This is a genomic window from Amycolatopsis speibonae (assembly GCF_042647925.1).
In the GTDB taxonomy this organism is placed as follows: Bacteria; Actinomycetota; Actinomycetes; order Mycobacteriales; family Pseudonocardiaceae; genus Amycolatopsis; species Amycolatopsis speibonae.
On record NZ_JBHRWK010000026.1, the window covers coordinates 80,983 to 92,670 of the forward strand.

10 protein-coding genes are annotated in these 11,688 nt (G+C 69.5%); 6 read left to right on the forward strand and 4 right to left on the reverse strand.

The features are described from left to right. The first annotated feature begins 218 nt into the window (after nt 1-218). From ACFOSH_RS20155 to ACFOSH_RS20170, 4 genes are all read left to right on the forward strand, one after another. On the forward strand, nt 219-1,097 hold the full coding sequence (locus ACFOSH_RS20155; protein ID WP_378240533.1) for a helix-turn-helix domain-containing protein: 879 nt from the start codon (nt 219-221) through the stop codon (nt 1,095-1,097). A 60-nt stretch (nt 1,098-1,157) separates the two neighbouring features. Further along, entirely contained in the window at nt 1,158-1,367 is a 210-nt protein-coding gene (locus tag ACFOSH_RS20160) for a DUF397 domain-containing protein (RefSeq protein WP_378240534.1), read from the forward strand. Between the two features lie 167 nt (nt 1,368-1,534). Next, nucleotides 1,535-1,741, forward strand: coding sequence for a hypothetical protein (locus tag ACFOSH_RS20165; RefSeq protein WP_378240535.1), 207 nt, complete (start codon nt 1,535-1,537; stop codon nt 1,739-1,741). A 63-nt stretch (nt 1,742-1,804) separates the two neighbouring features. Further along, nucleotides 1,805-4,831, forward strand: coding sequence for a helix-turn-helix transcriptional regulator (locus ACFOSH_RS20170; RefSeq protein WP_378240536.1), 3,027 nt, complete (start codon nt 1,805-1,807; stop codon nt 4,829-4,831). 89 nt (nt 4,832-4,920) lie between these two features. Here the strand turns inward: ACFOSH_RS20170 and ACFOSH_RS20175 are convergent, their stop codons facing one another. The 4 genes from ACFOSH_RS20175 to ACFOSH_RS20190 all read right to left on the reverse strand — a co-directional run bounded on the left by ACFOSH_RS20175 (nt 4,921) and on the right by ACFOSH_RS20190 (nt 9,156). Next, on the reverse strand, nt 4,921-6,534 hold the full coding sequence (locus ACFOSH_RS20175; RefSeq protein WP_378240537.1) for a succinic semialdehyde dehydrogenase: 1,614 nt from the start codon (nt 6,532-6,534) through the stop codon (nt 4,921-4,923). Between the two features lie 115 nt (nt 6,535-6,649). After that, entirely contained in the window at nt 6,650-7,468 is an 819-nt protein-coding gene (locus ACFOSH_RS20180; RefSeq protein WP_378240538.1) for a hypothetical protein, read from the reverse strand. Nucleotides 7,469-7,600: 132 nt separating this feature from the next. Further along, entirely contained in the window at nt 7,601-8,530 is a 930-nt protein-coding gene (locus ACFOSH_RS20185; RefSeq protein ID WP_378240539.1) for a hypothetical protein, read from the reverse strand. An 11-nt stretch (nt 8,531-8,541) separates the two neighbouring features. Beyond that, nucleotides 8,542-9,156: a TetR/AcrR family transcriptional regulator gene (locus ACFOSH_RS20190; RefSeq protein WP_378240540.1), complete on the reverse strand. Its 615-nt coding sequence runs from the start codon at nt 9,154-9,156 to the stop codon at nt 8,542-8,544. A gap of 104 nt (nt 9,157-9,260) precedes the next feature. Here ACFOSH_RS20190 and ACFOSH_RS20195 point away from each other — a divergent pair, with 104 nt between their 5' ends. Together ACFOSH_RS20195 and ACFOSH_RS20200 are read left to right on the forward strand one after the other, a co-directional pair. Further along, entirely contained in the window at nt 9,261-10,412 is a 1,152-nt protein-coding gene (locus ACFOSH_RS20195) for an acyl-CoA dehydrogenase family protein (protein ID WP_378240547.1), read from the forward strand. A gap of 27 nt (nt 10,413-10,439) precedes the next feature. Continuing rightward, complete coding sequence (locus ACFOSH_RS20200; protein ID WP_378240541.1) at nt 10,440-11,588, forward strand: CaiB/BaiF CoA transferase family protein; 1,149 nt, start codon at nt 10,440-10,442, stop codon at nt 11,586-11,588. Nucleotides 11,589-11,688: the final 100 nt, after the last annotated feature.

The window sequence follows — 11,688 nt, forward strand, 5'->3', positions numbered from 1 at the left end:
GATGAAGGCGGGCGTACCGCGTTGCACAATGCTCAACCTACAACGGCAATCTGCAAATTGCAGGATGAAAATCCGGGCGTGCCGGAAAATGGTCGTGTGACCATCTCACCGAATGTGTCTCGGACTGGTTAGATGTGCTTCGAGCGGGGTTACTGAACACTGTTCTCCTCGCCGCGTCGTGATCGGTGTTGCTCGGAAAGCTCTGTGGAGGTGCCGTGATGACGAGGGGTCAGGGACCCACCGTGCGCCGCCGTCGGCTGGCGAGCGAATTGAGGCGCCTGCGCGAGGCGGCGGACCTCACCATCGACGAGGTGAGCGAGAAGCTCGAATGCTCGGCGTCGAAGGTCAGCCGCATCGAGACGGGGCACGTCGGGGTCACCCCGCGCGACGCGCGCGACATGCTCGAGCTGTACGGCATCACGGGCGACGAGCAGGAAGCGCTCGTCCAGCTGGCCAGGGAAGCCCGCAAACGCGGCTGGTGGCACGCGTATAACGAGGTGTTCACCGGCACTTTCGTCGGCCTGGAGGCGGACGCGAGTTCCCTGCGGGCGTTCCAGGCGCTGCTGGTGCCGGGCCTGTTGCAGACCGAGCGCTACGCCAAGGCCGTGATCAGGGCGATGCGGCCCGACGCCGAAGACGCCGAGGTCAGGCGCAGGGTGGCGGCGCGGATGGCGCGGCAGGAGCTGCTGACCGATCCGTCGCCCCCGGAGTACTGGGCCGTGATGGACGAAGCGGTCCTGCACCGCACGGTCGACGGGGCCGAGGTGATGGCGGAGCAGCTCTACCGGATGGTCACGATGGCCGCGAGGGCGAACGTGACCGTCCAGATCGTGCCCTTCGGCGCGGGCGCCCATCCCGGGATGGAGGGTCCGTTCCTCATCATGGGCTTCCCCGAACTGGCCGACACCGACGTGGTCTACGTCGACAGCACCTCCAACGGGCTCTACCTGGAGGAACCCCCGGACGTCCGGCGATACGCGTTGATGTTCGACCATCTTCGTGCCGCCGCGTTGAAGCCGGACGACTCGGTCGCGGTGATCGCCGAGGCCGCCGGAAGGTTCGCCGAACAGGCGGCCCTGCCGGAGAAACCGCAGTAACGGGACTCAGGCGTCTTCGGAGCGCTCGAAGTCCCCGGAAACGAGTAAGGAGTGGGGAGCATGACGCCCAACGATGATCTTTCCCAGGCCCGGTGGTTCAAGAGCAGCCACAGCGGTGGCGGCAACGACTGCGTCGAGGTCGCCTTCACCGGTTCCGGTGCCGCCCTGAGGGACTCCAAGGACCCTGAGGGAGGTGCTTTCCGCCTCTCGCCGCACGCTTGGCACGGGCTGCTCGGCGCCGTGCGCCCGGGCGGCCCGGCCCTCGGCTAGACCAGGAAACTCGACCCCTTACGCCCCCCGAGCAGGGGATGGGCCGGCGTAAGGGGTCGAATCACGTCCGGGTGTAGGTGATCACCCGATGCCGCAGGGCACCCCTCAGGACGAATCTCATCACTACCAACAAGGCAGTGAGTTCCTAAGGGGAAACAGTGATGAACATGAACGACGCTCTGCTCACCGGGGTACTGGCCGAGGTCGAGTACCGCAGGGAAGAGCTCCAGCGAGCGGGCCGCAGCGTGTGGGTCGACAGGGCCCGCCAGGCGAGCAAGCGGATCCGGGCGCGCCGCGCCGAGGTCCAGGTGCCCGCCCAGCAGCGCCGCGAGGCCGGACAGGTGCCCGCCCGCAGCGGCGAGATCACCCGGTAGAGGTCGAGTGCGATGAAGCTCTCGGCGAAAACACAGGCGAAGTTGTCGGTCCGGTAGGCAAGAATGCACCTCGTGCCCCGTCTTGGCTCCGGAATCCCGATCGTCGCCCGCACTCAGGAGATGCGGCAACTCCGCGCCGCCTTCGCCCGTGCAGAACGGGCCGAAGCCGGCGCGGTGCTGCTCTCCGGTGATGCCGGTGTCGGCAAGACCCGTCTCCTGACCGCGCTCGGTGAGTTCACCGCGGGCGCCGGTGCCCTGGTCCTGACCGGGCGCTGTATCGACGTCCATGAGGGCGGTCTTCCTTATCTTCCGTTCGCCGAGGCCCTGGCGCCGTTGGCGACGACGTCCGATCCCGCGGTCACCGCCGCGGTCCGGGCCCGGCCGGCGCTGGGCAGGTTGCTCCCGCAGATGCAGCAGGCGGAGGAGTACCCCGCCATCGAAGACGGTCAGCTCACCGCGAGCGAACAGGTGTCGACGCAACGGCTCGGGCCCGAACAGGACCTCGGCCAGCTCCAGCTGTTCGACGCGGTACTGGGGGTGCTGACCGTCATCGCGCAGCGCCGGCCGGTGGTGATCCTGCTGGAGGACCTGCACTGGGCCGACGGCTCCACCCGGAACCTGCTGTCCTTCCTGCTGACGAGGCTGCGCAACCAGCGGTTGCTGGTGGTGGCGAGCTATCGCGAGGAGGACGTCCACCGGCGGCATCCGCTGCGGGCACTGCTCTCCGAGGTCGTGCGGCTGGGCGCTGTCGAACGTGTCGAGGTCAAACCGTTCGGCGCCGAAGACTCGCGCGCTTTCGTCGAGGCCTTGGCCGACGAGCCGATCAGCCAGGACATGATCGCCGACATCGTCTCCCGGTCCGAGGGCAATCCGTTCTTCGTCGAGGAGCTGCTCGCGTCCGCGAAGGACTGCCGCGATCTCCCCTCCGGGCTGGCCGATGTGCTTCTGGCCAGGGTGGAACAGCTTTCGCCGGTCACGCGCCGGGTGTTGCGCGTGGTCGCGGTCGCCAGGGACTCGGTGGCGCACGCCGCCCTCGCCGAGATCTCCGGGCTGGACGAGTTCGCACTCGACGAGGCACTGCGCGAAGCGGTGCAGCACCACGTGCTGGTGATCGAGAACGGTTTTTACACCTTCCGCCACGCGCTGCTGCAGGAAGCGGTCTACGGCGATCTGCTGCCGGGGGAGCGGGTGCGCATGCACGCGGCGTACGCGACGCGGATCCGCACCCGGACGCAGGGCCGGGGCCAGGACGCGCGGCTCGCCCACCACAGCCTGGAAAGCAAGGACTTCGTCACCGCGCTGGCCGCGTTGCTGCGCGCGATGGACGAGGCGGAGAAGCTGGGCGCGCCCGGGACAGCGCTGCGGCACGTCGAGCAGGCACTGTCCATCTGGGACGCCGTGCCGGCGCCGGACCGGCCGTCGGACGTCGACGAGCTCCGGCTCCTGCACGAGGCGTCGTATTTCGCGAGCACGTCGGGGGAGCCGGAGCGGGCGGTCGCCTATTCGCGGTCCGCGACGGAGGCACTCGGCCCGGACACCGGCGGCGAGCGGTCCGCCAAGGTCTGGCGACGGCACGCGGAGGCGCTGCTTTCGGTCGACGGCACGCTGGACGAGGTCGTCGAGGCGATCGACAAGGCCTGGGAACTGGTCGAACACACCGAGGCGAGTTCCGCGCGGGCCTGGGTGCTCGCCACCAGGGCGGGGATCCTGCGGCTGACCGACAGGCACGACGAGGCGCTGCAGTGCGCGCTGGCCGCGGTCGCCGACGCCAAGGCCGTCGGCGCGGGCGGGGCGGAGGCGGCGGCGCTGGTCTCGCTCGGGACGCTGGCCGATTCGGCGGGCGACATCGAGCAGGCGCGGGAGCGGCTGCGTCAGGCCGAGCGGAAGGCCAGGGATTCCGGCGCGCTCAACGGTGAACTGCGGGCGCTGCACTTCCTCGGGCTGAGCTACGACGACAGGGCCGAGATCCATTCCGCGCTGAAGTACTACGCCAAGGGCATCGCGCGCGCCAAGGAGACCGGGCTGACCTGGAGTTCGTTCGGGGTCGAGCTGCGGACCAAGCACCTCATGCTGCGGTACGTCAGCGGGGACTGGCCGGAAGACGACGACGCCGGCCGGGCCGCCCGAGGTGTCTCGAGCGTCGTCGCCGGGCGTTTCCTGGGGATCTGGGCGCAGTTCGTCGTCGCGCGGGGCCGATTCGCCGACGCCGACAAGATCCTGCCCAGCCTGCATCGGCACTGGAGCGCGGATTACTCGATCGCGCTCGCGTCGGGGGACGCCGCCATCCAGCTCGCGTCCTGGCGGGGAGACCACGCGGGCGCGGTCCGGCAGGCGCGCGAGCTGATCGACTGGCTCGAAGAGGTCGAGCCCGCGGTGCTCGGCGGGATCCGGATCAGCGTGCACGGCCTCGCGGCCGCCGTCGCGCAAGCGGCCGGGGCCCGGGTGCGCGGGGATCTGGCGACGGTCGAGGCCGCCGTGGAAGCGGGGGAGAAGCTGCTCGCCCACGGGCGCCGCTGCGCCGAACTCGGCATCCCGCGTTCGGTGTCACTGGGTCCGGAGGCGCTGGCTTGGCTCGCCCGGCTGGAGGCGCTCGGCAGCTGTCTGGGCGGCGCGGGCGACCCGGCGTTATGGGCGAGGGCCGTCGAGGCGTTCGGGTACGGCGCGGTGTACGAGCAGGCCATGTGTCGCCTGCAGCACGCGAAGTCCCTGCTGGCTTCCGACGGTGACACCGCGCTCGCCACGTCGGAGCTGCTGGCCGCGCACGCGGTGGCCGATCGGCTGGGCGCGTGCCCGCTGCGCGAAGCCGTTCAGGAACTCAGCCACCGGGCGCGTGTCGAGCTTCCCGGGGCGCCCGCGGCTCCGCGTCGCGACGTCGTCGACCCGCTCACCGACCGCGAACGGGACGTGCTGGAGCGCGTCGCGCTCGGCCGGACCAACCGGCAGGTCGGCGAGGAGCTGTACATCAGCGAGAAGACGGTGAGCGTCCATCTCTCGCGGGTGATGGCGAAACTCGGCGCGAGCCGCCGGGCCGAGGCCGTCGCGATCGCCTACGACCGGGGCCTGCTGGCCGCGCCCACCTCTTCTTCCTAGCCGCGGAAGCCTCCCCCAATGTCAGGAAAGGGTCGTTCAGGACAGAAAACGTCCTGAACGACCCTTTCCTGACATACGGAAAGCGCGGGTCAGCGGCGCGGAAGGCGGCGAAGCGCCTTGAGGCTCAAGCTCAGGCTCCGCGCCCACAGCTTCGGCGGGATGGCCCGCCCCGGGCGCAGCGGCATCCCGCGCTGCACCGCGATCGCCTGGGCTTCGGTGTACTTGAGCAGGCCTTCGGCACCGTTGCGGCGCCCGACACCGGACTCCTTCATGCCGCCCATCGGCAGCCCCACGGTCCCGAAAGTCGCCGCGAAGCCCTCGTTGACGTTGACGGTTCCCGCCTTCAGCCGCGCCGCGACCTCCCAGCCCGCCCGGCCGTTGCGCGACCACACGCTCGCGTTCAGCCCGAACTTCGTGTCGTTCGCGCGCTCGATCGCCTCGGTGACGTCGGTATAACCGTAGATCGACACGACCGGCCCGAAGGTCTCCTCGGCGAACAGCTTGACGTCCTCGGTGACGTCGGTGAGCACGGTCGGCTCGTAGAACAGCGGGCCGAGGTCGGGCCGGGCCTTGCCGCCGGTGAGCACCTTCGCGCCCTTGGACCGGGCGTCCTCGACGTGCGCCGACACCGTCGCCAGCTGGTCTTCCGAGGTCAGGGAGCCCATCTGCGCCTGGTAGTCCAGCGCGCCCCCGAGCCGCAGCGCGGCCGTCTTGGCGACGAAGGCCCGCGTGAACTCTTCGCGGATCGACTCGTGGACGTAGATCCGTTCGACCGAAACGCACAGCTGGCCCGCGGAGGAGAAGCACGCGGTGACAGCGCCCGTCGCGGTCTTGGCGACGTCGGCGTCGGGCAGGACGATCATCGGGTTCTTGCCGCCGAGTTCCAGCGAGTAGCTCGTCAGCCGCTCCGCCACCCTCGCGGCGAGGCCCTTGCCCGTGGGCGTGGATCCGGTGAAGCACAGATAGTCCGACTCCTCGACCAGTGCGTCGCCGATTCGCGAACCCCGGCCGAGCACGATCTGCCAGACACCGGCGGGCAGCCCGGCCTCCTCGGCGAGTTCCTGCAGCCACAGCGCCGAAAGCGCGGTCTGGTTGTCCGGCTTCTGCACGACGGCGTTGCCCGCCGCGAGCGCGGGCAGGACGTCCATCGCGGTCAGCGCGAGCGGGTAGTTCCACGGCGAGATGATCCCGACGACGCCCTTGGGGTGCCGGAGTTCGCCGACCTTCGTCAGCACCGGGATCAGCCCGGCGGCGCGACGCGGCGAAAGGATCTTCGCGCTGTGCTTGCCGTAGTAGGCGGCCACGAGCGCGGTGGCGCTGACCTCGTCGAAGGCGTCCATCCGGGCTTTGCCCGCCTCGATCTGCACGAGGTCGAGTGCCTCTTCCTGGCGCTTCAGGACCAGGTCGTGCAGGCGGATCAGGATGCGCTGGCGGTCTTCGACCGGGCGTTCGGCCCACGAGCGCTGTGCTTCCCGCGCCTGGTCGAACACGGCACGGACGTCGGCGTCGGTGGCCTGGGGGAGGGTCGCGATCGGCTGTCCGGTGAACGGGGCGCGCATCTGGACCGGCGCCGAGTCCGCCCCGCCCACGACCCGCCGCACGAGCCGTTCCGCCCTGGCCACGGCCGGAGCGCCGGGGAGGCCGCCGATGGTGGCCGGTCCTCCGGTGTGCTGGCCCGCGCTCGCCGGTGTCGTGCTCGTCATGCCGTCTCCGTTCCATGCCGCGTGGAGCCGGGAGCGCCACGCAGAGCCCAGGTGTTACCGACGAGTACAGCATACTGCCGGTATGGAGACTGTCCACCGACGACGTGAATAAGTTTCACATATTGCCGTGCTGGGGCGGATTGTCGGGGGACGGGCGCAGGATGTCCTGCTGCTGCAACGCCGACCCCGCGGGCGGAGTCGGCGGTGACGGCGGTTCGTAGGCCTGCGGTTGCTGCGGAAAGTGCTGCTGAGGGGCCGCGGGCGGGTAAGGGGTGTAGGCGACCGGGTAAGGGGCCTGCTGGGGCGCCGCCGGTTCACGCCGGTTGGCCACGATCGCCAGCCCGATGGTGAGCAACGCCACGAGCCCGCCCGCGAGCAGGATCCAGAATCCGCTCCCCGTCCCGTAGCGCGAGACGAACCGGCCGGTGTCCTGCCCGAAGCTCAGGCTCGCCGCGATGTCCATGCCGAGCATCCAGACGCCGATCGCGGTCCCCGCCCCGCCGGCGACCAGCAGCGTCCTCGACGTCGTCGCGGCGGGCGAACCCGAACTCCGCCGGTACGAGGCGAAACCCACCGCGGCCCCGGCGAACAACGTCAGCGCGGCGGCGGACAGCGGGATGCCGTAGCGGGCGACATGGGTCTTGTCGTAGAACTCCTTCTCCTCCGCCGACGGTGCGATGTCGAAGCTCCGCGTCCAGCCGGTCTCGGCGAACTTCGACACCGGCTTGCCGTCGGAGACCTGCTCATAGGTCGACTGCGGAAGAAAGGTCGCGACGAGTACCAGCAGTCCGGCGAAAACCCCCATCATCGCGGCGAACAACCGGGGGAGCCGCGCGTCCGACGGCGGTCGTGAGGCCACGACGGGAGTTTGGACGGGCTGCATTGCGCCGAACGGGCCAGTGGGTTGGTACGGCTGCTGCTGCGGCGCGCTCATGGTCGGCTCCTCCGCCGGTTTTGTTGTCCAGCAAGGAATTCCACCACGGATCGGCCGTCGAGATAAGTGTCACCTGTGCTCTGGTCAAGGCCTTTCTCGCGTGCTACGCGGTGTTCCGCGAATCGGCTGCGCCTAAGCCGGAAGTTTCGGCCAGGCGACCGCGGCCAGCTCCCTGGCGATGCCGCACGCGTCCGGTGCCTGCACGGCGAGAACGGCGTGCTCGACCTTGTCCGCGAGGGCGCCCGGGCCGCCGATGTGGCCGGTGAGCACCGTGCAACCGCCGGAGACCTCTTGCACGAAGGATTTGCGCCCGGCCAGCGTTTCTTCGGCGACCGCGGCCGAGGCCTTCGGACGCGGGCCGAGGCCGAACTCCAGCCGGACGAGCCGTTCCCCGTTCGGTTCGCTCCACAGGCATTGGTGCCGGGACAGATCACCCTTCCCGGAGACCGCGGTGCCCAGCCGGGCGGACACCTCGGCGTCGGACCACAAAGCGGAGCAGGCGTCGAGGCGTGCCAGTGATTTTCCGAGGTAGTCGAGATGGTTCGCCTGTTTGCCCGCCGCGAGAGCGCGGGCGGCGCTTTCCGCGGTTTTCGTCGCCACGTCGAGCGCCGGGGATCCGGTTGCTTCACGGGATCCGAAGAACGTGCCGACGCGCAACGAGGAGTCGTCGGCGAAGAGCAGATGGAGCACCGGCTGGCCTTGGAGGTCCGCGCGGACCAGGCGCAAGCCGCGGGGGAGTGCCGGTTCGCCGACCGGGGTGGCGGCGGCGAGACGTTCTTTCGCCCGGTCTTCCGGGAAGCCGAAACTGATCAGGGCGTTCCCGGCCTGGAACGAGCAGGCGCCCATGCTGGGCGTCGGCGTGGATTCCAGCCGCTGGGTCTTCTCGATTTCGGGGAAGTCCAGCAGGCCGCAGAAGTCCACGGTCGTGGGATCGCCGAGCGCTTCGCTCAGTGTCAAGGGTCCCGAAGGCGGAGGTGCCGGAGCGGGTGGCGGCGTGGCCGTGCAGCCCGTCAGTGCGAGAACGGCCGTGGTCAGTACGGCGAACGCCATCGATCTCCCCATGGCCCGAAAGCCTACGGGGCGGCGTTCTCGTACAACATCACCGCGACGCGCTTCCATTCGTCGAGCAATTGCCGCCGTCGCTTCGGATCGCCACCGAGTTCGGCGTCCAGCGCCAGCCCGCGGGTGAGGTTCACGGTCAGCCAGAACAGGATCTCCGCGCGTTCCTTCGGCAGGTCCCCGGCGACCGCGGTGATGTGTTCCAGCGTCGAGCGGCCCAAGGCCTTGTCGACCGGGCGGATCGCCTCACGCAGTTCGGGGTCGGTCCGCGCCGCGACCCACAGCTCCGTGGCGGCCGTGGACAGCGTGCCCGAGTAGCCCTCCCACAGCAGGTCGATCGCCGCCGCGACCCCCGAAGCGCCGCCGGGGAGTGCCGAGATCGACGTCGCGAGCCGTCCTCGCAGCTTCTCCGTCAGATGCTCGACGGCGGCGGCCATGAGTTCGGCCTTCGCGGAGAAGTGATGTTGCACGGCGCCCTTCGAGACCCCGGCGCGGGCGCAGATCTCCTGGACCGAGGTGCGCGCGTAGCCGAGGTCGACCAGGCAGTCGATGGTCGCGTCGAGCAGGGCGGTGCGGGTCTGCTCGCGCCGCTCGGCCTGGGTGCGGTGGGTCCTGCCGATCACGCTCACCGGACCTGACCCCCTTTACGTGCAGCTCGGTACGGATGTACATTCCGCTTGGAACTTACATCCTAAGCGTCATGTTTTCCAGGTCCGATCAGGAGGCGTTGGCCGTGCCCTTGCAGATCCAGAAGAGTTCGTGGAGCACGACGGAGCTCGAAGACCTCCGGGACCTCGCCCGGACCTTCTGCCAGAAGGAACTCGCCCCGAACCAGGAGCGCTGGGCGGCGGAGAAGAAGGTCGACCGCGAGCTGTGGACGAAGGCGGGCGAGGTCGGCCTGCTGGCACTGTCCATCCCGGAGGAGTACGGCGGTGGCGGCGGCACGTTCGCCCACGAGGCCGTGCTCTACGAAGAGCAGGCCCGTTCCGGCGACAGCGCGTGGGGCGTCACCGTCCACAATGGAATCGTGGCGCACTACCTGCTGGAATACGCCAACGAGGAGAAGAAGCGGGAGTGGCTGCCGAAGTTCGCCTCCTGCGAGATGGTCGGCGCCGTCGCGATGACCGAGCCCGGGACGGGTTCGGATCTGCAGAGCATCAAGACCCGCGCGGTACGCGACGGCGACCACTACGTGATCAACGGCGCGAAGACGTTCATCACCAACGGTTTCCACGCCGATCTCGTCGTCGTGGCGGTGAAGACCGACCCGGACGCGGGCGCGCAAGGGGTCTCCCTGATCGCCGTCGAGACCGACACCCCGGGCTTCAGCCGCGGCCGCGTCCTCGACAAGATCGGGCTCAAGGGCCAGGACACCGCGGAGCTGAACTTCGACGACGTCCGGGTGCCCGTCGCCAACCTCCTCGGTGACCAGGAAGGCCTCGGCTTCATCCAGCTCATGCAGCAGCTGCCGCAGGAACGGCTGATCATCGCCGTCACCGCGGTCGCCGGGATGGAGGCCGCGATCGACCAGACCATCGCCTACACCAAGGACCGCCAGGCGTTCGGCCGTCCGATCTACAACTTCCAGAACACGAAGTTCAAACTCGCCGAGGCCGCCACCGAAGCCGCGGTGTCGCGCGCGTACCTCGACCAGTGCATCGAACGGCATCTGCGCAAGGAACTCGACGTGCAGGGCGCGGCGATGGCGAAGCTGTGGACCACCGAACGGGTCAACAAGGTCGTCGACGACTGCCTGCAGCTCTTCGGCGGCTACGGCTACATGTCCGAGTACCCGATCGCCCGCGCGTGGGCCGACATCCGGATCTCCCGGATCTTCGGCGGCACCAGCGAGATCATGAAGGAAATCATCTCCCGAACGCTCTGAGAAACCGTTGGCGCAGAAAGGAAAGACGTGGCGAAGAAGGCCGGTCCGCTGAGCGGGCTCAAGGTCGTCGAACTGGCCGGGCTCGCCCCGGCGCCGTTCGCCTGCACGATCCTCGCCGATCTCGGCGCGGAGGTCGTCCGGATCGACCGGGCGACACCGGGCAACGACGTCATCGGCTTCCCGAACGATCCGCTCGCCAGGGGCAGGCGGTCGATCGGGATCAACACCAAGACCCCTGAGGGGGTCGAACTGGTGCTGAAACTCGCCGACGACGCCGACGTACTCATCGAGGGTTTCCGTCCGGGCGTCGCGGAGCGGATGGGGATCGGGCCGGAGCAGGTCCATGCCCGCAACCCGCGGCTGGTCTACGGCCGGATGACCGGCTACGGCCAGGACGGTCCGCTGGCGACCGTCGCCGGGCACGACATCAACTATCTCGGCATCTCCGGCGCGCTCGAACCCATCGGGCACGCCGGGCAGCGGCCGGTGGTGCCGCTCAACCTCGTCGGCGACTTCGGCGGCGGTGGCCTCCTGCTCGCGATGGGGGTGCTGGCGGCACTGTTCGAACGCCAGTCGTCCGGCCGGGGACAGGTGGTCGACGCGTCCATGGTGGACGGCGCGGCGCTGCTGACCACCAGCCTGCACGGGCTGCTGGACTCCGGCCTGTGGCCGGGCGGGCGCGGCGAGAACATGCTCGACGGCGGCGCGCCGTTCTACGACACCTATGAGACCGCCGACGGCAAGTACGTCGCCATCGGCGCGATCGAGATGCGGTTCTGGGGCGACTTGGTGAAGGTGCTCGGCCTCGATCCCGAACAGATCCCGGTCCACGTCGACAAGAACGAGTGGCCGAAGCTGCGCGAGATCGTCGCCGAGGCCGTCGTGAAGCACACCCGTGACGAGCTGGTCGCGAAGGCCGAGGGCACCGACGCGTGCCTGACGCCGGTGCTCGCGCCGGGGGAGGCGCCGTCGCATCCGCACAACGTCGCGCGCGGCACGTTCGTCGACGTCGGTGGCATGAAGCAGCCCGCACCCGCGCCGAGGTTCGACCGCACGCCGGCCGACACGCCGGAACCGCCGCGGCCCAAGGGCGGCGACACCGCCGAAGTCCTCACGGAACTCGGGGTGGACGCCGACGGCCTCGAACGGCTCAAGGCCGCGGGCGCCATCGTCTAGATGATTGATTCCGTGAAGTTGGTGTTAGTGGTCGTAGGCGATGAGTGAGCGTTTGCTGGTCACGCCGGTTTGCCAGTTGTGCCAGATGCCTGCGGACATG

Bases quoted from the DNA above. Each gene is read 5' to 3' on its own strand.
- ACFOSH_RS20155 (WP_378240533.1), top strand. From the start codon at position 219: ATGACGAGGGGTCAGGGACCCACCGTGCGCCGCCGTCGGCTGGCGAGC.
- ACFOSH_RS20160 (WP_378240534.1), top strand. From the start codon at position 1,158: ATGACGCCCAACGATGATCTTTCCCAGGCCCGGTGGTTCAAGAGCAGC.
- ACFOSH_RS20165 (WP_378240535.1), top strand. From the start codon at position 1,535: ATGAACGACGCTCTGCTCACCGGGGTACTGGCCGAGGTCGAGTACCGC.
- ACFOSH_RS20170 (WP_378240536.1), top strand. From the start codon at position 1,805: ATGCACCTCGTGCCCCGTCTTGGCTCCGGAATCCCGATCGTCGCCCGC.
- ACFOSH_RS20175 (WP_378240537.1), bottom strand. From the start codon at position 6,534: ATGACGAGCACGACACCGGCGAGCGCGGGCCAGCACACCGGAGGACCG.
- ACFOSH_RS20180 (WP_378240538.1), bottom strand. From the start codon at position 7,468: ATGAGCGCGCCGCAGCAGCAGCCGTACCAACCCACTGGCCCGTTCGGC.
- ACFOSH_RS20185 (WP_378240539.1), bottom strand. From the start codon at position 8,530: ATGGGGAGATCGATGGCGTTCGCCGTACTGACCACGGCCGTTCTCGCA.